Below are 24,113 nucleotides of genomic sequence, written 5' to 3' on the forward strand. Positions count from 1 at the left end.
ATGAGCGATTTCAGCACCCTCGAAGTGATCCGCGACCCGCGCGGCTTCGCCACCCTGTGGCTGAGCCGCGAGGACAAGAACAACGCCTTCAACGCCTTGATGATCCGCGAGCTGATCGTCGCCCTCGACCAGTTGGCCGAGGACGCCAGCCTACGCTTCGTGCTGCTGCGCGGCCGCGGCCAGCACTTCAGCGCCGGCGCCGATCTGGCCTGGATGCAGCAGTCGGCGCAGCTGGATTTCAACACCAACCTGGATGATGCCCGCGAGCTGGGCGAGCTGATGTACGCCCTGCACCGCCTCAAGGCGCCGACCCTGGCCGTGGTGCAAGGCGCGGCCTTTGGCGGCGCGCTGGGCCTGATCAGCTGCTGCGACATGGCCATCGGCGCCGAAGACGCCCAGCTTTGCCTGTCGGAAGTACGCATAGGCCTGGCCCCGGCAGTGATCAGCCCGTTCGTGGTCAAGGCCATCGGCGAGCGTGCCGCACGCCGCTATGCCCTCACCGCCGAGCGTTTCAGCGGCGTGCGGGCCCGCGAGCTGGGCCTGCTGGCCGAGGTCTACCCGGCCAGCGAACTGGACGCTCAGGTCGAAACCTGGGTGAACAACCTGCTGCAAAACAGCCCGCAAGCGCTGCGCGCCACCAAGGACCTGCTGCGTGAAGTGGACGACGGCGAACTCAGCCCGGCCCTGCGCCGCTACTGCGAAAACACCATCGCCCGCATCCGCGTCAGCGCCGAAGGCCAGGAGGGCCTGCGCGCCTTCCTGGAAAAACGCCGCCCCGCCTGGCAAACCGACGACAAGAAGGAGCCGCGCCCATGAGCCGCCCCGCTTTGACCACCCTGCTGGTCGCCAACCGCGGCGAAATCGCCTGCCGGGTGATGCGCACCGCCAAGGCCATGGGCCTGACCACCGTGGCCGTGCACAGCGCCACCGACCGTGATGCCCGGCACAGCCGCGAAGCCGATATCCGCGTCGACCTCGGCGGCACCAAGGCTGCCGAAAGCTACCTGCTGGTCGACAAGCTGCTGGCCGCAGCCAAGGCCAGCGGCGCCCAGGCCATCCACCCGGGCTATGGCTTCCTGTCCGAGAACGCAGGCTTCGCCCGTGCCATCGAAGAGGCCGGGTTGATCTTCCTCGGCCCACCGGCCAGCGCCATCGACGCCATGGGCAGCAAGTCGGCGGCCAAGGCACTGATGGAAGCCGCTGGCGTGCCACTGGTGCCGGGCTACCACGGCGAAGCCCAGGACCTGGACACCTTCCGTGCCGCCGCCGAACGCATCGGCTACCCGGTGCTGCTCAAGGCCAGCGCCGGCGGCGGTGGCAAGGGCATGAAAGTGGTCGAGGAAGAAAGCCAGCTGGCCGACGCCCTGGCCTCGGCCCAGCGTGAGGCGCAGTCGTCGTTCGGCGATGCGCGCATGCTGGTGGAAAAGTACGTGCTCAAGCCGCGCCATGTGGAAATCCAAATATTCGCCGACCAGCACGGCAACTGCCTGTACCTCAACGAGCGTGACTGCTCGATACAGCGCCGCCACCAGAAGGTGGTGGAAGAAGCCCCTGCGCCAGGCCTGTCAGCCGAATTGCGCCGGGCCATGGGTGAGGCGGCGGTACGCGCGGCCCAGGCCATCGGCTACGTGGGCGCCGGCACCGTGGAGTTTTTGCTCGATGCCCGTGGCGAATTCTTCTTCATGGAGATGAACACCCGCCTGCAGGTGGAGCACCCGGTCACCGAGGCCATTACCGGGCTTGATCTGGTGGCCTGGCAGATTCGCGTGGCCTGCGGCGAGGCCCTGCCGATCACCCAGGAACAGGTGCCGCTGATCGGCCATGCCATCGAAGTGCGCCTGTATGCCGAGGACCCGGCCAACGAATTCCTGCCCGCGACCGGCAAGCTGGCGCTGTACCGCGAGTCGGCGGCCGGCGAAGGGCGACGGGTGGACAGCGGGGTCAGCGAAGGTGATGTAGTGTCGCCGTTCTACGACCCGATGCTGGGCAAGCTGATCGCCTGGGGCGAAGACCGCGAGCAGGCGCGCCTGCGTTTGCTGGCCATGCTCGACGAATTTGCCATTGGCGGGTTGAAGACCAACATCGCCTTCCTGCGGCGCATTCTCGCCCACCCGGCGTTTGCTGCAGCGGAACTGGATACTGGCTTCATTCCGCGTCACCAGGAGGTTTTGCTGCCCGCGCCGCAAGCGCTGCCGGCAGGCTTCTGGGAAGCCGCGGCCGAGGCCTGGTTGCAGGGCCAGGCCGCACACCAGCGGGAGGACGACCGCAGTTCGCCGTGGGCCGAGCGCAACGGCCTGCGCCTGGGCCTGCCGGCGCGCAGCAGCCTGCACCTGGTCAGTGGCGGGCAGGACCAGGCAGTCGCCCTGGAGCGCAGCGCTGCGTCTACCTGGCAGTTGCTGGGCGAGCAGTTGGTACATGACCAGGCTGGCGTGCGTCGCCAGCATCTGGCGATCCGCCGCGGTGGCACGCTGTACTTGCACTGGGACGGCGAGATGCATGCCATCGAAGCCTTCGACCCGATCGCCGAGGCCGAGGCCAGCCACAGCCACCAGGGCGGCCTGGGCGCGCCCATGAACGGCAGCATCGTGCGGGTGCTGGTGGAGCCTGGGCAGGTGGTGGAGGCAGGTACGGCGCTGGTAGTGCTGGAGGCCATGAAGATGGAGCACAGCATTCGCGCGCCGCATGGCGGCACGGTGAAGGCGTTGTTCTGCCAGGAAGGGGATATGGTCAGCGAAGGGACGGTGCTGGTCGAACTGGCGGAGTAAGAGTCCTGGGGGCCGCTTTGCGGCCCTTTCGCGACACAAGGCCGCTCCTACAGGTACGGTGCATACCCTGAGGTTGGTGCGGTACTTGTAGGAGCGGCCTTGTGTCGCGAAAGGGCTGCGCAGCAGCCCCGGCAATCTAGAAGACCCCGTGCCCCCGCACGACCACACCCAGAAATTCGCAGCCGTCTTCACACAGGACTGTCGGATAGCGCGTATTCAGCGGTTTGAGCATCCTGTCTCCGCCCTCCTCGACCAACTGCCGCAACACTGCCGGCCGCCCGGGCTGCCGCGCAATCACCAACCGGCCTGGCTCCGCCGGCAGGCCGGTATCCACCAGCACACGCATACCCTCAGGCACGCTCCTGCCACTGGCGGCATTCATCGAGTCGTTTTCCACCACCAGCCAGAAGGCATTGCCGGCGGGCATATAGTCCGTCTGTTCATGGGATTTGCTCGCCTCAGGCAAAGGCCCCTGCAAATCGGCCCAGCTCAGCACGGGGAAACGATAGCTCGCACTACACCCTGAGGCTTCAGACGCAATGCCACGCTCGACCACCATGACTTGGGCCTCAAGAGACACCAACCCAAGCTTCTCGAGCTTTTCGTTGATGGTCTCCAGTGTCGGCCGTCGTGAACCGCGCAACCAATGCCCTACGCCGCCCTGTGTCATGCCCAGGCGTTCGGCCAGCTTGAGCTGGCTGAGGTTGTGTTCACGCTTGTAGCGCTTGAGAAACGCGATCCAGTTTTCCATGAGCGGATACTGCAGCTCCAAGACTTGCGCCATCCCTGTAGGAGCGGCCTTGTGTCGCGAAAGGGCTGCGCAGCAGCCCCGGCAATCTAGAAGGAACCATGCACTCGCACGACCACACCCAGAAACTCGCAGCCTTCCTCACACAACAGCGCCGGGTAGTTGCTGTTGAGTGCCTTCAGGTACCGTTGCCCACCTTCCTCCGCCAACTCACGGAAGATCGCAGGTTTGCCCGGCTGACGAGCGATAACCAGACGCCCTGGCTCGGCATCTACCCCAGGATCCACCAACATCCGCATGCCCTGCGGCACACTGCGGCCACTGGCGGCACTCATCGCATCATTCTCGACAGTCAGCCAGAACGCCTTGCCTTGGGCCAGGTAGTCCGTCTGCTCGAACACACCTGGCTCCTCCCCCTCTGCGATACCTAGCTCATCCCAGCCCAGCACCGGGTAGCGGAAGCACACGATGTATTGCATGAGGTCCAGGTCATCATCGGAGTCATCGACCTCGTAAATGCCACGCTCCTCGCCGACCTGACCAACAATGCGCAACTGCAGGCTGACGTTGTAATGGGGCATGCCAATCTCGACGAACGTGCGGTTCATCGACTCGATCTTCGGCTGACGCCGCTTGTTCACCCAATGCCCCACGCTGCCTTGAGACACGCCAACGCGCTCGGCAAGCTGCTCCTGAGTGAGCCCTAGCTCCTCCATCCGGTCACGGACGAGGGCAATCCATTTATCCATATTCATCGCTGGCACGATACGGACTGCCTTCTAGCGCTCAATAAACATTCAGTATTATTTATCGGAAAGCACAAAAATACTTTAGGTATTAGTATCGACCTGAGCCCTTTCCCCACTGGTGTTAGCAGGTATCAGGATGAAACCCCCGAAAAACGACGAAACAGATCTCGACAGCGAAGCCGCCCGCCGCGCCCTCGACTACTACCTCAACCCCAACCCGCCGCGTCCCACCCTGGACAACAGGATCTGGACCCTGCACGAGGGTGTAACCGGCGACCAGGCCCAGGAACACGCCATCGCCCTGCTGCGCTGCGCCGCCGCCACCGCGCAGGAAACTGCTACCCACCAGCACGGCAGCCAGCGCGAACTGACCTTTGCCCTGATGCACATGATGGACATGGCGCGCGCACTGCTCGAGCACAAACGCACCGTGGAATCGGGTTTGTAAGCAAGAAAGAAGGGAGAGAACGTGATGGCCGGGTAACGGCGAAGGCCCCGATTGCCGGGACAAGGAAGCGCACCGGTAAAACTTTTTTACCGGATTAGCGAAAATTCATTTGACTGGCAAATGATAACGATTATTATTGCACTCAGCTGATCGCGAGATCTGCTGGATAACCTGGAGCTTAGGTCGCTCTCAGATTATCTCCTCATCAGGCTAATCACGGTTTTTGACCCAGCTTTTTGCTGGGTCTTTTTTTTGGCTCTTCAGGCTAATGAAGATCGTGATGGCGCGCATGATAGCAAAGGTGTTTCAGGGCGTGAACGCTCATTACAAAACTTTGCGAAATCAGCACTTGAGAATCAATCTCGTTTCACCTACGCTGATCACGCATCACGGAAGATGCCCCCATCCCTCCCCCCTCCATAGAGCAAGGAGCTGCCCATGAGCCGTCTGCTGCTGCCCCTTGAACACCCAACCTCTGCTGCCGAACATCATGCCGACGACGCCCTGCTGCACGTCCTGAGACGCCTGCCACGGCGTGTGCAACAAGTATTCCTGCTCAACCGCCTCGACCAACTGGACTTCGCCAGCATCGCCGCCCGCCTCGATCTGCCATTGGCGAGCATCGAGCGGCACATGGACCAGGCACTGCAGGCCGGTCGCTCGCGCCGGGATGTGCTGGCGAGTGTTGCCGGGCAATGGTATGTGCGCTTGCAGAGCCCACAGGTGACGGCGTGCGAGCGGATCGATTTTCGCCGTTGGCTGGATGCGGACATGGCGAACTTGCAGGCGTTTCATGACACGGAAATGCACTGGCGCAGCCTGTTGGCACCGGCACGGCAACTGGGCCAGGATGGTTGGTACCGGCAAGGTCGGGCGGCGCTGTCGTTGGGCGGCTGTTCGGTTGCGGTCGGGCTTGGCGTGGCGGCGTTGGTGCTGTTTGGTTTCTGGGCCTGATCAACACCTGCGCTACACCGTTATCGTTTTCACCGCGGATGGCTCGGTCGTTATCAAGTTCGAGTGCTGGTCAGCGTTTCCGTCAGGCATGCAAGCAGTAGCCATCCGCACAAACTGATACCCAGGAACAGAAGCCCCAGGCTCATCGGCAGCTCGCTTTCGACGCCAGCAACAAGACTGCCGGCCAAACCACCACCTGCGAACAACAATGTCGTATTGAGCGACGCTGCCGCACCGGCTTGCTGCGGGTAACGCGCCAAGGCTTGGGTCGTCGCAGCAGGACGCACCAGCGTTGTCCCCGTCGTGCAGATGATCATCGGCAGCATAAGACTCGCCACCGTCAACCCTGCAACCTGCTCCCAGATAAACAGCGTGATGCCCCCGGCAGCTATGAGCAGGAATCCCGTCTTGATCTGAACCTGCGGGCTTACGCGGTTGTTCAAATAGGTCGCGGCTACTCCGCCAACGATATACGCAAGCCCATAGGCGATAAATACCACCGAGAATTGATATGGCGTCAGCCCCAGGCTGTCCATCAACGCCAATGGCGCGACAACGATGAAGGAAAAATGGCAGGCAAACGCGAGGCTGGACAACAGGGAGTGCGCAAGATAGGTCGTATCACGCAGCATGACCCAGTAGCAGCGCATGCCCGACGTACGGCCTCGCGATGCAGGCGTGTCCTGCAGCAATGCATATGACAGGCATGAAACGGTCACGGCTATGAAAGCGAATACCGTAAAACTGCCCTTCCAGCCAAAGGATTGTTGGAGAAAAGCGCCTGCGACCGGTGACAACGAGATGAACAGCCCACTTGCGCTGGTCAGCAGGATACGCATGGCATTGCGCTGCCTACCACTGTACAGATCCTGCACGAGCGCCTGGCCCAGCACGAAACTCCCGCAACCCAAGGCCTGCAGCAAACGGAACGCCATGAACGTCTCATAGCGGGTTGAAAGTACACAACCCATTGCCCCTGCAATGGACACTCCCAACCCAGCGAGCAACAACCGCTTGCGCCCCATGCCATCCGCCAATGGCCCGATCACGATTTGCGCCAAGGCGACACCAAACGCAAAGAAGCTCACCGAGTAAGCTATCTGCTGTGGCTCGACGTGAAACTCGCCTGCGAGCGCTGGGAATGATGGCAGGATCACATCCAGAGGGAATACGCCCAATAGACACAACAGAATCAGCAAGGCCGAGCGCAGAAAGCTACTGAGCGAACCCAAGGGCTGATTCACGCTACCAACCTCGCCTTCTTGTATTGCCGGAAGTAGTCACTGGAAACTCCATGTAAGCGCCGAGCCCTGATGGTAGCGACACCCTGAAGATGTACAACCCGAACCGGGCAGCGAAACTTCCGATAGCGTTGTAGGGCTTTTCCCTTGTTGCTTATTACCGTTGAGTTCTGGTGCTATCCAGCCTTCTGCTGACTCGATAGCCGGCCCCTAGCGCAGTTGATCTGTTGTGCAAACTGCTCTCAGTAATTGAAGTCATGACCGAGCTGGCCCTGCACCCATTCAAGGAACTGGCGAACCCTGGGAGCTTCAGCATGGCCTCGCGGAAATACCAGGTGGTGGGCACTGACGGGCGTCGCCAAGTCTTCCGCAAATACCGGTACCAACTCGCCCCGGGCGATATAGTCCTGCGCCAGCAGGGAACTCTCCAAGGCCAACCCATACCCATGGCTGGCGGCCTCCAGGCTCATGTAGGAGCGATCGAAGCTCAGGGCGTAGGGGGTTTGTGGCAACGCCACGCCTTGCTGGGCGAACCATTGGGGCCATTGCACCAATGCGGCTTCCGACAGGATCAGGTTCTGCCCCAGCAGATCGCTGGGCTGCTTGATAGGCGTACGCTCGAGAAGCTGTGGCGAGGCCAGCACAGTTGCACGCTCATGCCGGATGGTGCGCACTTCCAGGCTGGGCCAGTTGGGGTAGCCATGACGGATATCCAGATCGATCTGATGGCGGCCGAAGTGCAGCGACTCGTAGGAGCACGACAGGTTGATCTGGATCTGCGGATGACTGTTACGAAAATGGTCCAGGCGTGGCAGCAACCAGAGCAGGCCGAAGCTAGGCGCGGAATGAAGCCGCAAGCAATCGAAGCCCACCGAGTTGCCGGCGCGCTCGGTGGCCGTAGCCAGGCTTTGCAATATGCCTGACACCTCGCGCAGGTACTGCTCTCCGGCCGGGGTCAATGCAACACCGCGCGCCTCGCGAATGAACAATGGACGACCGATCAAGGCTTCCAGATTGGCGATCTGGTGGCTCACCGCAGAGGGTGTGAGGTTCAACTGCTCTGCGGCCCGTGCAACGTTGGCGAAGCGAGCAACTTGCTCGAAGGCCTGAATTGCTTTCAGGGAAGGGATCTGAGGCGATTTTCTGAGGATGTCCAGGCTCATGACCATTTCCTGACAGATTCGAAGCGATACCAAGGCTTTTACCTTCCTGTAAGCCCAAGGCACAAGTCGAGGGCTGAATTTTTTTCAGCACCGGGTGAAGGAGGCAGCGTTGCTCGGGGTGCTGTCCCGAACGAAGCTGTGCCTATCGGTTCTGCCGGAACCGCCGCTCACAACAACAACCATCTGGAGCACCTTCGATGCTGTTAACAGGAAAATTTGCCGTGATCACTGGCGCGGCCTCTGCCCGCGGCATCGGCCGCGCAACAGCCCAGGCGTTTGCCGCTCAGGGCGCCAAAGTCGCGATTCTGGACCTGGACGCCTCTGCCGCAACCGAGGCTGCCGCTTCACTCGGCGAAGGCCACCTCGGCGTGTCTGCCAACGTTGCCGATGAAGCACAAGTGCGTGATGCCATCGCTCAAGTGCTCGCGCAATTCGGCCGGATCGACGTGCTGGTAAACAACGCCGGCATCACTCAACCGGTGAAAACCCTGGAAATCACAGGGGCTGACTATGACCGGATTCTCAACGTGAACCTTCGTGGCACCTTGCTGATGTCCCAGGCGGTGATCCCAACCATGCGGGCGCAACGCGCTGGCAGCATCATCTGCATGTCTTCTGTGTCTGCCCAGCGTGGTGGCGGCATCTTCGGAGGCCCTCACTACAGCGCGGCGAAGGCTGGCGTGCTTGGATTGGGCAAGGCGATGGCCCGTGAACTGGGACCGGACAATATTCGCGTCAACTCGATCACACCAGGCCTGATTCACACTGACATCACCGGTGGCCTCATGCAGGATGAGCGCCGTCACGCCATCATCGAAGGCATCCCGCTGGGCCGCCTGGGTGAGGCGCGCGATGTCGCCAATGCGGCTTTGTTCCTGGCCAGTGACCTGTCCAGCTACCTGACGGGCATTACCCTGGATGTCAACGGCGGGATGCTGATCCACTGAGCACCCGGTGCATCGTGACCTGCACCCGAGCCCGGCGCAGGCCACGCGTTCGATAACAACAAGAGATCAGAACGAATGACCACATTAGCGCTCGATGCGGTATCCGCCGCACGCAGCAGTGCCTACCGTAAAACGGCCTGGCGACTGATGCCTTTTCTCATGCTCTGCTACCTGTGCGCCTATCTGGACAGGGTCAATGTCGGCTTTGCGAAGCTGCAGATGATGGACGACCTGGCCCTTTCCGAAGCGGTCTACGGACTGGGCGCCGGCATGTTCTTCATTGGCTACTTTCTCTGCGAGGTGCCCAGCAACATCATTCTGCACAAAGTGGGCGCTCGACGCTGGATCGCTCGCATCATGATCACCTGGGGCATCATCTCGGCGATGTTCGCCCTGGTGGAGACAGCCTGGCAATTCTATACCCTGCGGTTTTTGCTGGGGATCGCCGAAGCAGGCCTGGCACCAGGGCTTCTGCTGTACCTGACCTATTGGTTCCCGTCTTACCGCCGGGCAAAGATGACCGCGCTGTGGTTCATCGCGATTCCGCTCTCGGGCATGGTCGGTGGCCCCTTGTCGGGTTGGATCATGGAGCGCTTTGCCGGCGTTCACGGCTGGGCGGGCTGGCAGTGGATGTTCCTGCTCGAAGCCATCCCAACGGTACTGGTGGGCGTTCTGGTGCTGAGCTACCTGAAGGATGGCGTCGATCAGGCTCACTGGTTGAGCGACGAAGAAAAAGCCCTGGTGCGCAAGGAACTCGCTGAAGACGAGCAACACAAGGTAAACCACGGCTCGGTGGCCGACTTCATCCGCGACCGTCGGCTCTGGTTGCTGGCGGGCATCTACTTCTGCGTAGTGATGGGCCAGTACGCAATCACGTTCTGGCTACCCACACTGGTACGTAATGCCGGCGTCAGCGAACCTTTGCACATCGGCCTGCTGACCAGTCTGCCGTACCTGTGTGCCATCGTCGCGATGCTGTGGGCCGGGCGCAGCGGCGACCGTCACCGTGAACGCCGCTGGCATCTGGCGATCCCCATGCTGATCGGCGCACTGGGCCTGAGCCTCGCCGCAGCACTGGGCAGCAGCCTGACGCTATCGATCCTCAGCCTGTGCCTCGCAGCGGCTGGAGTGCTATCCGCCTCTTCGCTGTTCTGGATGCTGCCCACCACGCTGCTGGGAGGTGTATCGGCGGCGGCAGGCATCGCGGCGGTGAACAGTTTCGCCAACCTTGCCGGCTTCTGCTCGCCGTACCTGATCGGCTGGGTCACTACCACCTTGGGCAGCAATGCCATCGGCATGTATCTCATCACGGCCGTACTCATGTTTGGCGCCTTCCTGGTGTCGCGAGTACCGGCTCATCTGGTCAATCGTTGATTCGATAAAGGAGTCACTTCAATGACTGCTGTGCCTACCTACACCGAGGCGCTGCCGCTGGCTGTGCGCGCTCGCAATATCCGCCGCCACGCATTGCGCATGGGGCAAGTCCAAGGCCAAGGCTATGTCGGCCAGGCGCTGGGCGCCGCCGACCTGCTGGCGGTCGCGTATTTCCATGCGCTGCGCCTCGACCCCGGCAACCCCGAATGGGAGCAGCGCGACCGTTTCTACCTGTCCATCGGGCACTACGCGATTGCCCTCTATGCCGCACTGATCGAGGCCAGCGTAATCCCAGAGGATGAGCTTGAAACCTACGGTAGCGACGATAGCCGCTTGCCCATGTCTGGTATGGCTGCCTATACCCCAGGCATGGAGATCACTGGTGGCTCGCTCGGCCACGGCTTGGGCATCGCCGTCGGCGCTTGCCTCGGGCTCAAACGCAAGGGATCGGACAGCTGGGTCTACAACCTGCTGTCCGATGGCGAGCTCAACGAGGGCTCGACCTGGGAGGCCGCCATGTCGGCCAGCCATTGGCGCCTGGACAACCTGATCGCCATCATCGATGTGAACAACCAGCAGGCGGATGGCCATTCCAGCGAGGTACTGGCCTTCGAGCCAATCGTCGACCGTTGGCAAGCCTTTGGCTGGTTCGTTCAACGCGTGGACGGCAATGACCTGGATGCGCTGGTCGGCGCCTTCGACCAGGCCCGCGCCCACACCGGGGCGCAACCGCGCGTGATCATATGCGATACCCGCATGGGCAAAGGCGTGCCTTTCCTGGAAAACCGCGACAAGACGCACTTCATTCGCGTCGATGAAAACGAATGGGACCTCGCCCTCAAGGCGCTGGACGCCGGGAGCCAAGCATGAGCACTGTGAACTCACCCAAGAAACGCCTGACCACCTCGGCCATGATCGCTTCGATTGCCGCCGACGGCCAGCCGACCCGCCCTGCCCCGTTTGGCCATGCCCTGGCAAGCCTTGCCGAGCAACGTCAGGATATAGTTGGGCTAAGTGCCGACCTGTCCAAGTACACCGACCTGCACATCTTCGCCAAAGCCCACCCCGAGCGCTTCTATCAAATGGGCATGGCCGAACAATTGCTGATGAGCGCCGCTGCTGGCATGGCACGGGAAGGCATGACCCCCTTTGCCACCACCTATGCGGTATTCGCTTCCCGTCGGGCCTATGACTTCATCTGCATGGCAATCGCAGAAGAGAACCTCAACGTCAAGATCGTCTGCGGGCTGCCTGGCCTGACCACCGGTTATGGTCCTAGCCACCAGGCCACGGATGACCTGGCCATCTTCCGGGCGATGCCCAACCTGATGATCGTCGACCCCTGCGATGCGCTTGAGATCGAACAGGCTGTGCCAGCGATCGCTGCCCATCAAGGGCCGGTCTACATGAGGCTGCTGCGCGGCAATGTACCCTTGGTGCTCGATCGCTACGATTACCAGTTCCAGCTGGGCAAGGCACAGGTGCTGCGCGGTGGTCGGGATGTGCTGTTGATTGCCAGCGGCCTCATGACCATGCGTGCGCTGGAGGCTGCCGAGCAGTTGCAAAAGGACGGTGTGGATGTATCGGTGCTGCATGTACCCACCATCAAACCGCTCGATGAGCAGACCATCCTCGCCGAGGCACGCAAGCCTGGTCGCCTGGTGGTCACTGCGGAAAACCACTCGATCATAGGGGGCCTGGGAGAGGCAGTTGCGGGCGTGCTGTTGCGCAATGGGGTCACTCCAACCTTCCGCCAGATCGCGCTACCGGATGCATTTCTCGATGCGGGTGCACTTCCGACCTTGCATGACCGTTACGGGATCTCCACTGACGCTGTGTCCAGGCAAATCAAGGCGTGGCTTTAACCGCAGTTATGGGTAGCATTTTCTGAAGCAACGAAGATAGCGTTAACGGGGCTGCTACGCAGCCCATCGCCGGCAAGCCAGCTCCCACAGAGATCGCTCAACTCCTGAGTTCTGCGCAGTACCTGTGGGAGCTGGCTTGCCGGCGATGGGCCGCAAAGCGGCCCCCAATTACTTAGCTGACAGGTATTAGCCTTCCAGCCCTTTCTTCAGCGCCGCCAGGCCATCTTCATAGATGCCAGCGAACAACGCAGTTGCCTCAGCATCGCTGATACCCACCGGCACGAACGAACCGGACCATTCCACACGAGAGCCGCTACCTTCAGCCACCACGCGCAGGGTCGACTGGTAGTCACGCACCGGCGCCGGGCCCGTGAGGATGGTGTAGCTGTAGCTGCGGCCGGCTTCGTTGAAGTCCAGCAGGCGCTCGATGATGGTGTCGCCAGCCACGCTCTTCAGGGTGCGTACGCGGCCGCCTTCGCTCAGGGCGCTTTCGGGTATGAACGGCAGCCAGTCGGGCAGCGCGTCGAAACCGCCAATCAGTTGCCAAACGCGGTTGGCATCGGTTGCCAGGGTGATGGAAGCTTGTGCAGTTGCCATGATGATTCTCCCGGGGCGTGGCCCCATTGATTCGGGTAGGCAGGGCCGCGCAGCGGCCCTTAAAGATCGGTTTAAACAGCAGGTACCGGGGCCTGGGCGTTGATCAGCCCTTGCTGGCGCAGGTCATTCCAGAAGGCCATCGGGATCACCTTGCTCAGGGCGGCGAGGTCTTCGTTGGCGTGCGCCGGACGGGTGGAACCCGGGATCACCGAGACTACGGCCGGGTGGGCCAGGGCGAACTGCAGGGCGGCCGCCTTCACATCCACATCATGGGCACGGGCCACGGCGCGGATGCGCTCCAGCTTGGCCAGAACGGTCGCGTTGGCCTTCTGGTATTCGAAATGCTCGCCGCCGGCGGTGACACCCGAGCTGTACGGGCCACCCACGACGATGCCTACACCCTGCTCCACCGCTTGCGGCATGACGCGTTGCAGTGCGCGGTCATGGTCCAGCAGCGAGTAGCGGCCGGCCAGCAGGAAGCCATCCGGACGGGCTTCTTCCAGGTCGAGGGTCAGCTCGATCGGCTCGACGCGGTTCACACCCAGGCCCCAGGCCTTGATCACGCCCTCTTCACGCAGACGGGTCAGTACGCGGAAAGCACCGGTACGGGCGGTTTCGAACTGGCTCAGCCATTCGTCACCGTAGAAGTCCTGGGCGATGTCGTGAATCCAGACGATGTCCAGACGGTCGGTCTTCAGGCGGCGCAGGCTATCCTCGATGGAGCGCAGGGTGGCGTCGGCGCTGTAGTCGTTGACGATGCGGTTGCGGTTGCCGTGTTCGAACAGGCCGCTTTTTTCGCCCAGTTCACGGGCTGCCGGGTCTTCCAGTTCGTCGAGGATGATGCGGCCGACCTTGGTGCTGAGCACGTATTCGTCACGTGGGCGGCCGACCAGGGCATTGCCCAGGCGAGTTTCGGACAGGCCGGCGCCGTAGAACGGGGCGGTATCGTAGTAGCGCACGCCGTTGGCCCAGGCGGCGTCGATGGTGGCCTGGACTTCGGCCTCGGGAACATTGCGGAACATGTTGCCCAGCGGTGCGGCACCGTGGCCCAGTGGGTTGGCGATAAGGGATTTGAGGTTCATGTGCGTTTTCCTGATGGGGGAGTTGGTTGTGAACTCCAGTGGCTGCAATCCTATGCCCCACCCACCAAGACCGTCCAAGTCATATTTCGAACGACTTGAGACCTTTTATGCAACACCCTATAACCCCCGGGATGGACTGATGCATGCCCCGCCCAACGACTAGTCCGCCAAACGCCGGAACACCAAACCGGAAATTCCGCACATGGCAGCACACAGCAACATCACCATGGCGATATCTGCCACCGAGGTTTCGCTACGCCCATCCAACCCGGCCAGCATCCCCAACAGCCCCCCTGCCAGGCTCACCGACATGGCCATGGTCAACTGCACGGACATCGCCGACAACGAACTGGCCGCCGCCGAACGCTCACCGGGCACGTCCTGATAACTGGCAGCCCCCAACGTCGAGAACTGCAGTGAACGCACCAGGCCTGCGGCGAACAGCACCGCAGCCATCAGCCACACAGCGGTATCACGATCAAAACTGGCGCACAGGGCAATCCCCACCCCACTGAGCACGGCATTGCAACTGAGCACCCGTCGATAGCCGTAGCGCCGTACCAATGGCACTGCCAGCAGCTTCATCAGCAGCGCGCCAGCGCCACCACTGACCACCAGCCCCCCCGCCGCCAACGGGCTCAAGCCCAGGCAGTTCTGCAGCAGCAGCACGATCAGGAACGGCTGGGCTGCCGAACCCAGGCGGAACAGCCCGCCACCCGCCTGGGCCACGCCAAAGCTGCGCAGGCGCAGCAGCGACAGGTCCACCAGCGGACTGGGGTGTCGCCGCGCGTGCAGCAGATACCCCAACGCACAGGCTGCTCCACCGGCCACCAGCACCATGGCCCAGGCCTGCGGCAACTGCCCCAGCCCCAGCGCTTCCAGGCCGAACACCAGCATGGCCAGGGCCCCGCCGCTGAGCAGCAAGCCACGCACGTCCAATGGTGGCACCGGCCGTGCCGGATAATCCGGCACATGGCGCAGGATCAGCCAGCAACCGAGCAGGCAGATTGGCAGGTTGATCAGGAAGATCCAGTGCCACGACAACACCGTCACCAGCAAACCGCCGAGCAACGGCCCCACCAGTGGCCCCACCAGCGCCGGCAGGGCCAGCCACGACATGGCCTGCAGCAGCTGCTCGCGGCTCGACCAACGCAGGATGATCACCTGCCCCACCGGTGTCATCAATGCCCCGGCCGCCCCCTGCAGCATGCGCCCCAGGCACAGTTGCCAGAGCGTATCGGCCAGGGCGCAGGCCAGCGACGCGCAGGTGAACAAGCCCATCGCCGACAACATGACCTGGCGCGGGCGAAAGCGCTCGGCGGCCCAACCGCTGACCGGCACGCACAGGGCCAGGGCAAGCATGTACAGCGACACCACCAGATTCATGCGCAGCCCCGGCTCGCCGAAATCGGCGGCCATCTGCGGCAAGGCGGTCATCACCGCTGTGCTGTCGAGCAGCTCCATGAACAAGGCAGCACCGATGATCACCGGGACCTTGGGGCTTTGCACATGGCCGGCCAGCAAGGCCGGCTGGGCAGTCAAAACAGCCCCGAGACAGGTGGGCGAGTGCCCTTGAGCTGCCAGGCACCGACCACCGCCGCCTTCCATTGGCGCGGGTTATGGTTGGCCACGGTGCGGGCGTTGCGCCAGTGGCGGTCGAGGTTGTGCTGGCGGCCGGTGGTGGAGGCACCGCCAACGTCGAACAGCGTTTGCGCAGCCTTGAGCGCCAGCTCGGCGACCAGGTACTGGGTCTGCGCCACCTCGATCGCAGCTTGCTCAACGGCGGCTTCATCCAGTTGCGTGGCCCAGGCCTTGTCGATGGTTGCAGCGGCCTTGAGGACCATGGCCTCAGCGCCATAGGCACGGGCGGCGATATCACCTACCGACAGCTCTACATAGGGGTCGTCCACCGAGCGGCTGGCCGTGCTGTGCTTGATCGGGCGGGCATGCTCGCGGGCGAAGCGGGTGGCGTCGTCCAGCGCATTGCGGGCGATACCGGCCAACACCGTGGCAAGGAACAGCTGCAGGAACGGCGTGACGATGGTGCGCTTGCCCTCCTCCACGGTACGCGTGCGGATATCGCTGGCCTCGACGCGCACATTGCGCAAGTGAGTGGTGCCGCTGGCGGTCAGGCGCTGGCCCATGGCGTCAAAGTCATCGACCAGCTCCAGGCCCTCGCGGTCGCGCGGCAGGATGAACGAAACCGGTTGCTCGTCCTCATCCAGGGCAACGGCGCTGACGTAATCGGCGAACAGCGCACCCGTGCTGTAGAACTTGCTGCCATTGGCGCGAAAATGCTCGCCCTCGCGCACCAGGCGCGCGGCGATGGCGCCGTTGGCACCGCCCAGTTCCCAGCCGGCATTGCCGATTACCGCACCCTGCAGATAGCGCGCGAACCAACGCTCGCGCTCCTGCTCGGCGCCTTCGGCCTGTGAAGCCAGCAGGCCTTCGACAAAGGCAAAACCCGGGCGCAGGGCCTGGGCCACGTTGGAGTCGACCGAGGCGATTTGCAGTAGCAGTTCGACCACATCGCTGACACTGCCGCCGGGGCCACCGTACTGCCCGGGGATACGCACGGTGTACAGCCCGGCTGCCGCAAGCTGGGCAATGGCCTCATGGGGCAGCTGGCGTTCGCGTTCGCGCTGCGCGGCGCCTGCGCCGATGGCGGGCAGCAGGGCTGCGATGCGGGCTTTCAGCTCCGCGACGCTGGTGGCCGGAGCCTGGGTTGGGAAACGTTGAAATGTGGTCATGGTTCAGTCCTTTAAGTACATGTTTCGTTTAGGCGACCCGAGCCCTGTGGGAGCAGCGCCCTTGCCAGTTTCCTGAAGCTGGCGCTATCCCCTGTGGGAGCCGCGCTTGCCGGCGATGGGCCGCGAAGCGGCCCCGGCGATTCATGCAACAGCCTTGAAATCGTGGGGCCGCTTCGCGGCCCATCGCCGGCAAGCGCGGCTCCCACAGGGGTCGGTGCAGGGCTTGGCGTCTCAGTTCAAATGGCGATCTTCCACAGGCGGGTTTCGTCGAACAGGTCGAAGGCTTCGTGTTCCAGGTCCAGCGGCGGCACCACCAGTTCGGCGCCGCTGCCGGGCAGGCGCGGCACTGCGCCGAGCAAGCGCTGGGTGTATTCATGGGCCGGGTTATCGAACAACTGCTCGACCGGTGCCTGCTCCACCACCTGACCGTGGCGCATCACCAGCACGTCGTCGCTGACATGGCGGATCACCCCCAGATCGTGGGAGATGAACAGGTAGGCCAGGCCCAGTTCGTCCTGCAGGTCGGCCAGCAGGTCGAGCACCTGGGCCTGCACCGACACGTCCAGGGCCGACACCGGCTCGTCGCAGATGATCACCTTGGGTTCGCTGGCAATCGCCCGGGCAATTGCCACCCGCTGGCGCTGGCCGCCCGACAGTTGCAACGGCCTGCGCTGGCCGAGATCTGCCGGCAAACGCACCTGGTTGAGCAGCACAGCGATACGTGCTGGCCTGGCTGGTGCCTCGATACCGGCTACCTGCAAGGCGTCATCAAGAATCTGCGCCACGCTCCAGCGCGGGTCGAACGAGCCCAGCGGGTCCTGGTAGATCACGCTGATGTCGCGCCGCAACGGCCTGCGCACTGCCTCGCTCACGGCGTTGGCCGGGCGGTTCCAGCGTTGCCCGCGATAAAGCACTTCGCCCTCATCGGGCTGCAGCAGGCCGAGGGCGATGCGTGCCACGGTGGTCTTGCCCGAGCCGGACTCGCCGACAATGCCCAGGGTGCGCCCGGCACGCAGGGTGAAGTCGACGCCCTGCACCACCTGCCGCACCAGCCCGTCCGGGCCGAGGTAGCGCTTGCCCAGGCCACGGCCTTCGAGCAAAACGTCGCTGTGCGAACGTGCCCGCGGCTCACTGCGCACGCCAACCCGCTCGGGTGACAGCCGGCTGCCGCGCGGGTGCTCGGCCGGTACTGCCGCCAGCAAGGCCTGGGTGTAGGCGTGACGCGGCTGGCGCAGCACCTGCTGCATCGGCCCCTGCTCCACCACTTCGCCATGGCGCAGCACCACCACCTCATCGGCCAGTTGGGCGACCACTGCCAGGTCGTGGCTGATGATCAGCAGCGAGGCGCCACGGGCCTTGATCTGCTGGAACACTTCAAGAATCTGCGCCTGCACGGTGGCGTCCAGCGCGGTGGTCGGCTCGTCGGCGATGACCAGCGCGGGGTCCATGGCCAGGGCACTGGCAATCAGTGCACGCTGGCGCAGGCCACCGGACAACTGCCCGGGCCGCTGGCGAGCACGCAGTTCGACATCCGGCACGCCTACCCGCTCGAGCAACTCATGCACGCGCGCAGTACGGGTGTGGCGGTCACCGTATCCGTGGGTCTGCAGCACTTCGAGAATTTCCTTGCCCACCGGCCGCAGTGGGTCCAGCGACACCAGCGCATCCTGCAGCACGAAGCCGATATCTTTGCCACGCACGTCGCGCCACTGGCGCTCGCTGAGGTCGAGCAGATCGTGGCCGCCGAAACTCAAGCGACGGGCACTCACCTGCGCTCGCCCTCCGGCCAGCCCGACCAGGCAGCGGGCACTGACGCTCTTGCCCGAGCCAGACTCGCCGACCAAGGCCAGGCAACGGCCAGGCGGCAAGGTGAAGGACAGATCACGGACCACGCTGGCGCCATCAAAGGCCACGTTCAGCCCTTCGACGATCAAGGTCTTGTCGTTCATGGCAGGCGCCCCTCCAGGCGTTGTTGGATGTAGCGGCCCGTCACGGTGGTCGCCAGGGTGGTGAGGACGATGAACAGGCCAGGGAAGAAGGTGAGCCACCAGGCATTGGCGATGAAGTCACGCCCCATGGACAACATGGTCCCCCACTCCGGCGCCGGCGGCCGCGCGCCCAGGCCGAGGAAGCTCAGCGCCGAGGCCCAGACGATGGCCTGGCCAACGCCCATGGTCAGCGTCACCACCAATGGCCGCATGGCGTTGGGCAGCAATTGGCGCAGCACGATGCGCGAAGTCGGGTGCCCCAGCGCCCGCGCCGCTTCGATGTAACCGGCGTTGCGTACCGCCAGCACCTGGCCACGGACCATGCGCGCGTACCCCGGCGCACCGCCCAGCCCGGTGGCGACGATCAACGGGCCGACACCGCTGCCGAACACCGCCACGAACAGCAGCGCCAGTACCAGGCTGGGGAAGGCGAACAGCACTTCCAGCAACCAGCCCACCGCACGGTCCACGCGTGCGCCGCCAAGGCCACCGAGCAGGCCGAGGGCGATGGCGATGACCATGGAAATGGCCGTAGCCGCAAGGCCGATCAGCAGGCTCTGGCGGGCGCCGAGGATGATCCGCGCGAAGATGTCGCGGCCTGACTGGTCGGTACCCAGCCAGTGCGCCCAGCTGGGTGGCTGGAAAGCCTCTCGCGGCACGATGGCCAGTGGGTCGATGCGGGTGAACAGCCCCGGCGCCAACGCGGCCAGAAGCAATGCGAACAGAAACAGGATCGCCAGGCTTGCGCCCAATGGCGGCAGTTTCACTTGGCGCTGCCGGCGCAATGGCGCGAGCACTTGGCCATGGGTCAGGTCTGTCATGCTGCAGCCTCCTGCTGCCGAGGGTCGATCCACTGGTACAGCAGGTCGACCAGAATGTTCGCCAGCACATAGCCGGCCGCCACTACCAGGCTGATGCCGATCACCAGCGGCAGGTCCTGGGCCTGCACCGCCTGGTACAGCTGGCGGCCCACCCCCTTGCGGGAAAAGATCACCTCGCACACCACCGCCCCACTGATCAGCGCGCCGATGGCCCAGCCCGACAGCGACACACCTGGCAGCAAGGCATGGCGCAAGGCGTGCCGAAAGCGCACGGCCAGGTCACTGAGGCCACGTGTGCGGGCGGTGAGCACGAAGGGTTGATCGAGGGTCAGTTCCAGCGACTCCCGGGTGACCTGGGCAATGAAACCGGCCAACGGAATCGCCAGGGAAAACGCCGGAAGTATCAGGCTGGCGAAGCTGTCGCTACCGGCCGGCGGGAACCAGCGCAGGCCGAAGGCGAATACCGCCAGCAGCACCACGCCGAGCCAGAAGTGCGGCAGCGCCGCGCTGAGGGTTTCCGCCAGCGAGGCGATACCGCCGACCAGCCTGCCGCGCCCGGCAGTGACCACTGTCAGCAGCAGCACCAGCAACCAGGCCAGCAGCAGGGCGGCGATGGTCAGCTCCAAGGTCGCCCCGCCCTGCTCCGCCAGCACACGGGTGACCGGCAGGTGCTGCGAGTAGGACACCCCCAAGTCACCTTGCAGCAGGCGCCCGAGGTAGAACACGTACTGCACGGCCAACGGCTTGTCGAGGCCGTACTCCACGCGCGCGGCTTCAATCGCTTCCGGCGTCGGGTTGCCACTGGGGCCACCGAGAATCGCCAGCACCGGGTCACCCGGCATCAGCCGCAGTGCGAAGAAGGTCAGGGTCGCCACCGCCCACAGCACCAGCACGCCACCGGCCAGGCGGATGGCGGCGCGCCGGCCCAGGGCCGCCAGGCGTTCGCGACGCGGGTCGGTCACCGCGAATGTCGTCGTAGTCATTTGTTCACCCATGCGTCGTAGAGGTAGGTCACCGCCAGCGAAGGTTCCAGTCGCACGCCATGGGCGGTCTTGTAGATACCCAGGCGCGTGCTTTGTGGGTACGTGGTGAGTTGCAGGTACTGCGCGGCGGCCTGTTGCTGTGCCTGGAAGTAGCGCTGGCGGCGCAGTTCCGCATCCTGGGTGGCCAGGGCACTGTCGAGCAGTGCGTCGTAGCCCGGGTCGGCGTAGCCGGAGGAGTTCTGGTGATAGCCGCCAACCCCGGCTGGCTGCACGAACGCGGTGGTGAAGATGATGCGCAGCACGTCAGGGGTGTTGGTGTTCCAGTAGCCGGTGCGGATGTCGTAGTCCCAGGCGGCCTGGCGGGCGGTGACCTGGGCATCGCTCATCTGGTCCAGCACCAGCTCCAGGCCGGCCTGCCGGGTAGTGGCCTGTACCTGCTCCCACAGGGTCAGTTCCGACGGCGGCGTGCGCGCGCCGATCAGCACGACGGCGCGCAGCCGCTGGCCGTTCCTGGTGCGGTAGCCTTCGCTGTCGCGGCCGGTCCAGCCAGCCTCGTCGAGCAGCCTGGCGGCGCGGGCCGGGTCGTAGTCCTGGCTGCGCTCGAAGTCACCGCTGTAGAACGGCGTGGCCAAGCTCAGCGGGCCACCGGCGCGGGGGAACTCGCCGAAGTACACACTCTTCAGTGCACCCTCGACATCGGCGCTGCGAACGAAGGCCTCGCGTACACGGATGTCGTCGAACGGTGCGCGGCGCAGGTTGAAGGTGCCATTGGTGGGGTTGCCCGGGCGCTGGGCGATGATCAGTTCCACATCCGGGTTGCGCCGTGCTGCTTCGTGCGACTCTGGTGGCAATGCTTCGATCACATCGACCTCACCGGCCTGCAGCGAGGCGAAGCGCACCGACGGTTCCTGGATGAACTTCCAGACGATGCGTTCCAGGTACGCCGGGCCTTGGTGCCGTGCGGTAGGTGGCGCCCAGTTATAGGCCGGGTTGCGCACCAGCTCCACCTGGTTCTGCCGGTCCCAGCGCACCACCTTGAACGGCCCGCTGCCGACCGGGCTTTCGCAGTTCTGGTCACGGCTGCGCTGCAATGCGGTGGGCGACTGGATGCCGAGAAAGCCCTGGGCCAACACTTCGAGGAAAGCCGCATAGGGCGTCGCCAGAGTGACTTCGGCCGTGTAGGTGTCGAGCACCTTGGTGCCGCGGTACTGGCGGATGTAGCCACCGGCGGTACTGGATTGGGTCTTGGGGTTGGCCATGTGGTCGAGGTTGGCCTTGACCGCTTCGGCATTGAACGGTGTGCCGTCGGTGAATTGCACGTCGCGGCGCAGGTGGAAGGTGTAGCGCAGGCCATCTGGCGAAACCTCCCAGCTTGTCGCCAGCCAGGGGCCGATCTGGCCGTTGCTGTCCATCGACACCAGCGAATCGAGGTACTGCTGGGCAATGAAAACCTGCGGCATGTCGCCGGCCACATGCGGGTCCAGGCAGGTGGGCTCGCGGTCGGTTGCATAGACCAAGGTGCCGCCCTGCTGCGGCTGGGTACTTTGCGCCGTGTGCTGTTCGTTCGGCTTGCAGCCGAGCAAGGCCAGTGCGGTGCAGAGCGGAATCAGGGGGAGGATGGGTGTGTTCAAGGGCGCTCCTGCGGTGACTGGGCTTCGATAGGCCTGTTGCAGGAGTTGTGCCGGGTTCAAGAGGTTGATTTTGTTGGGGTTTGCCGAGGGTGAGGTGCTGTTGCGGGGGCAAAGTGTGTGAGGGCTGTTCGAATGGCAACAGTGCTGTTCCGGCCTGTCGCCAGCCAGCTGGCGACAGGCCGCGCTCGGGGGCCCGTTGCGGGGCTCAGGCCGCCTCCCCTTGCCGGCTCCACAGCCGATGGTAATACCCCCGCCGCGCCAGCAGCTGCGCATGGCTGCCATCCTCGACAATGCGCCCGTCCTCGAACACCACGATCCGGTCAAGGTGCGCCACGGTCGACAGCCGGTGTGCCACCACGATCACCGTCTTGTCGTCCATGATCTCGTCGAGCTTGTCCTGGATATAGCGCTCGGTGATCGAGTCGAGGCTTGACGTGGCTTCGTCCATCACCAGGATCGGCGCGTTCTTCAACAGCACCCGGGCGATGGCGATACGCTGACGCTGCCCGCCGGACAGCTTCACACCACGCTCGCCCACCAGCGATTCGAAGCCCTGCTCCATGGCTTCGATGAAATCCCGGGCACCGGCCCGGTCGATGGCAGCGGCCAACGCATCGTCGCCAGCTTCCAGGCAGCCATAGTGGATGTTCTCGCGAATGCTGCGGTGGAACAGCCCCGGCTCCTGCGGAATCAGCCCGACCTGCTGGTGCAGCGAATGCTGGGTCACCGTGCGCACGTCCTGCCCGTCGATCAGCACCTGGCCCTCATCCACGTCGTACAACCGTAGCAACAACCCGAGCAAGGTCGATTTGCCCGAGCCGGACGCCCCCACCAGGCCGACCCGCTGGCCCGCCGGAATATGCAGGTTCAGGTGCTGAAAGATCGGCCGCCCGGGGTGATAGCCAAAGGTCACGTCGGCAAAATGCACCTCACCCCGCTCCACTTTCAACGACGTTGCGCCGGCCGTGTCGCGTACCTCGTGTGGCCGCACCAGGGTGCGCACGCCATTGGCGATATTGCCCATGGCCTCGAAAAACTCCAGCAAGCGCCGCGACAGCCCGGCCACATCCGTGATGATCATCAGCGACAGGCTGGTAGCGGTAACGAAGGTGGCGATGTCGATGCTGCCGCGCTGCCACAACCACAGCGCCAGCAGCAGGATGCCAAGCTTGAGCAGCACTCCGCAGCTGTTCTGCAGCCAGCGAATCTTCTCCATGTAACCGAGCGAGCGGTCTGCCGCTACCACCTCGTGGTCGAGGAACTTGCCCAGGTAGCCATGCTCGTAGGGGTGGCGGGCGAACAGCCGGATATTGGTGAGGTTGGTCACCGCGTCCACTACCTTGCCGGTGCTGACACTGCGCGCTGCGGCAAAGTCGCGGGCCAGCGGGTGGCTGCGCCTGGCCAGGAACCAGCACAGGATGAGAAAACCGACCGCCCACAGGCCCATGAATGCCGCCAGCCAAGCGTTTGCGGTGGCCAGCAGGATGACTGCCAGGGCCAGGGTCACAAGCAGCGGGATAAGATCGAAGATCAGGATCGCCAGGGTCTGCGTAGTGCCGATCGAGACCTCGCTGATACGGTGCGCCAATGCCCCGGCGAACTCGCTGGTGATGTAGCGATGCGAATGGCGTTGCAGGTAGGCGAACAAGGCCTGGGTCACCGCGCGCCGCTGACGGGGCACGGTGTAGATATGCAAGCCACTGGCGGCACGCGTGCTGACCATCTCGAGCAGCAGCATCAAGGCAAAACCCGCCAGCGGCCAGCGCAATGCCGTGACGACCTGGCTCGCGTCCAGGCCCTGGCTGACCAGACGGGTGATCTGGCCAAGTTGCCAAGGGACCAGCACGGCGCAGACCATGGCGAAGGTCTGCAAGGCGAGCATACCGGAGTAGGCCACCGGGTGGCGCAGGATGAATGCGCGAAGGAAGGCCTGCGGGGTGTCTGGCAGGTGACGGATATCCCAACCATCGGGCAGGCGGCGGGTAGATGTCACAGTGTTCTCCTTGT

At 63.9% G+C, this 24,113-nt stretch carries 21 protein-coding genes; 8 read left to right on the plus strand and 13 right to left on the minus strand.

All coding sequences use genetic code 11. The features are described from left to right. On the plus strand, positions 1-816 hold the full coding sequence (locus ABX298_RS00885) for a gamma-carboxygeranoyl-CoA hydratase (protein WP_367393942.1): 816 nt from the start codon (positions 1-3) through the stop codon (positions 814-816). Further along, positions 813-2,765: an acetyl-CoA carboxylase biotin carboxylase subunit gene (locus ABX298_RS00890; RefSeq protein WP_367393943.1), complete on the plus strand. Its 1,953-nt coding sequence runs from the start codon at positions 813-815 to the stop codon at positions 2,763-2,765. The genes ABX298_RS00885 and ABX298_RS00890 overlap by 4 nt, the downstream gene beginning before the upstream one ends. Positions 2,766-2,901: 136 nt before the next feature. Here the strand turns inward: ABX298_RS00890 and ABX298_RS00895 are convergent, their stop codons facing one another. Further along, positions 2,902-3,516, minus strand: coding sequence for a LexA family transcriptional regulator (locus ABX298_RS00895; protein ID WP_085720688.1), 615 nt, complete (start codon positions 3,514-3,516; stop codon positions 2,902-2,904). Between the two features lie 86 nt (positions 3,517-3,602). Further along, complete coding sequence (locus ABX298_RS00900) at positions 3,603-4,268, minus strand: LexA family transcriptional regulator (protein WP_085720517.1); 666 nt, start codon at positions 4,266-4,268, stop codon at positions 3,603-3,605. 130 nt (positions 4,269-4,398) lie between these two features. On the opposite strand from ABX298_RS00900, the gene ABX298_RS00905 reads away from it, so the two are divergent. Together ABX298_RS00905 and ABX298_RS00910 are read left to right on the plus strand one after the other, a co-directional pair. Further along, a complete protein-coding gene (locus ABX298_RS00905) occupies positions 4,399-4,710 on the plus strand; it encodes a hypothetical protein (protein ID WP_025339827.1) in 312 nt (103 codons plus the stop codon). Positions 4,711-5,148: 438 nt separating this feature from the next. Then, complete coding sequence (locus tag ABX298_RS00910) at positions 5,149-5,664, plus strand: DUF4880 domain-containing protein (RefSeq protein ID WP_054572479.1); 516 nt, start codon at positions 5,149-5,151, stop codon at positions 5,662-5,664. Between the two features lie 53 nt (positions 5,665-5,717). On the opposite strand, the gene ABX298_RS00915 is transcribed toward ABX298_RS00910, so the two are convergent. Next, a complete protein-coding gene (locus tag ABX298_RS00915) occupies positions 5,718-6,908 on the minus strand; it encodes an MFS transporter (RefSeq protein ID WP_054572478.1) in 1,191 nt (396 codons plus the stop codon). 239 nt (positions 6,909-7,147) lie between these two features. Continuing rightward, positions 7,148-8,068: a LysR substrate-binding domain-containing protein gene (locus ABX298_RS00920; RefSeq protein ID WP_367393944.1), complete on the minus strand. Its 921-nt coding sequence runs from the start codon at positions 8,066-8,068 to the stop codon at positions 7,148-7,150. A gap of 197 nt (positions 8,069-8,265) precedes the next feature. Between ABX298_RS00920 and ABX298_RS00925 the strand changes: the two genes are divergently transcribed. From ABX298_RS00925 to ABX298_RS00940, 4 genes are all read left to right on the plus strand, one after another. Further along, entirely contained in the window at positions 8,266-9,015 is a 750-nt protein-coding gene (locus ABX298_RS00925; protein WP_367393945.1) for an SDR family NAD(P)-dependent oxidoreductase, read from the plus strand. A gap of 75 nt (positions 9,016-9,090) precedes the next feature. Beyond that, entirely contained in the window at positions 9,091-10,389 is a 1,299-nt protein-coding gene (locus ABX298_RS00930; protein WP_025339858.1) for an MFS transporter, read from the plus strand. Positions 10,390-10,410: 21 nt separating this feature from the next. Next, positions 10,411-11,259, plus strand: a complete 849-nt coding sequence (locus tag ABX298_RS00935; protein ID WP_075045686.1) for a transketolase — start codon at positions 10,411-10,413, stop codon at positions 11,257-11,259. Then, the gene (locus tag ABX298_RS00940) at positions 11,256-12,254 is read left to right on the plus strand and encodes a transketolase family protein (protein WP_015271019.1); all 999 of its coding nucleotides are present in this window, start codon (positions 11,256-11,258) and stop codon (positions 12,252-12,254) included. Before ABX298_RS00935 ends, ABX298_RS00940 begins: the two co-directional genes overlap by 4 nt. A 186-nt stretch (positions 12,255-12,440) precedes the next feature. Here ABX298_RS00940 and ABX298_RS00945 read toward each other — a convergent pair whose 3' ends face one another. From ABX298_RS00945 to ABX298_RS00985, 9 genes are all read right to left on the minus strand, one after another. Beyond that, on the minus strand, positions 12,441-12,851 hold the full coding sequence (locus ABX298_RS00945) for an SRPBCC family protein (RefSeq protein WP_025339872.1): 411 nt from the start codon (positions 12,849-12,851) through the stop codon (positions 12,441-12,443). 71 nt (positions 12,852-12,922) lie between these two features. Beyond that, positions 12,923-13,933: an aldo/keto reductase gene (locus ABX298_RS00950; protein WP_367393946.1), complete on the minus strand. Its 1,011-nt coding sequence runs from the start codon at positions 13,931-13,933 to the stop codon at positions 12,923-12,925. A gap of 159 nt (positions 13,934-14,092) precedes the next feature. Continuing rightward, complete coding sequence (locus ABX298_RS00955; RefSeq protein ID WP_367393947.1) at positions 14,093-15,475, minus strand: MFS transporter; 1,383 nt, start codon at positions 15,473-15,475, stop codon at positions 14,093-14,095. Beyond that, positions 15,472-16,683, minus strand: coding sequence for an acyl-CoA dehydrogenase family protein (locus ABX298_RS00960; RefSeq protein ID WP_075045691.1), 1,212 nt, complete (start codon positions 16,681-16,683; stop codon positions 15,472-15,474). Before ABX298_RS00960 ends, ABX298_RS00955 begins: the two co-directional genes overlap by 4 nt. 236 nt (positions 16,684-16,919) lie before the next feature. Next, the gene (locus ABX298_RS00965) at positions 16,920-18,632 is read right to left on the minus strand and encodes a dipeptide ABC transporter ATP-binding protein (protein ID WP_367393948.1); all 1,713 of its coding nucleotides are present in this window, start codon (positions 18,630-18,632) and stop codon (positions 16,920-16,922) included. Next, positions 18,629-19,492: an ABC transporter permease gene (locus tag ABX298_RS00970; RefSeq protein ID WP_075045693.1), complete on the minus strand. Its 864-nt coding sequence runs from the start codon at positions 19,490-19,492 to the stop codon at positions 18,629-18,631. The genes ABX298_RS00965 and ABX298_RS00970 overlap by 4 nt, the downstream gene beginning before the upstream one ends. After that, complete coding sequence (locus ABX298_RS00975) at positions 19,489-20,475, minus strand: ABC transporter permease (protein ID WP_313666589.1); 987 nt, start codon at positions 20,473-20,475, stop codon at positions 19,489-19,491. Before ABX298_RS00975 ends, ABX298_RS00970 begins: the two co-directional genes overlap by 4 nt. Beyond that, the gene (locus ABX298_RS00980) at positions 20,472-22,082 is read right to left on the minus strand and encodes an ABC transporter substrate-binding protein (RefSeq protein WP_317409966.1); all 1,611 of its coding nucleotides are present in this window, start codon (positions 22,080-22,082) and stop codon (positions 20,472-20,474) included. Before ABX298_RS00980 ends, ABX298_RS00975 begins: the two co-directional genes overlap by 4 nt. Positions 22,083-22,311: 229 nt before the next feature. Next, a complete protein-coding gene (locus ABX298_RS00985; protein ID WP_085614382.1) occupies positions 22,312-24,099 on the minus strand; it encodes an ABC transporter ATP-binding protein in 1,788 nt (595 codons plus the stop codon). Positions 24,100-24,113: the final 14 nt, after the last annotated feature.

It is taken from the genome of Pseudomonas sp. X4 (assembly GCF_040784925.1).
GTDB lineage: Bacteria > Pseudomonadota > Gammaproteobacteria > Pseudomonadales > Pseudomonadaceae > Aquipseudomonas > Aquipseudomonas putida_Z.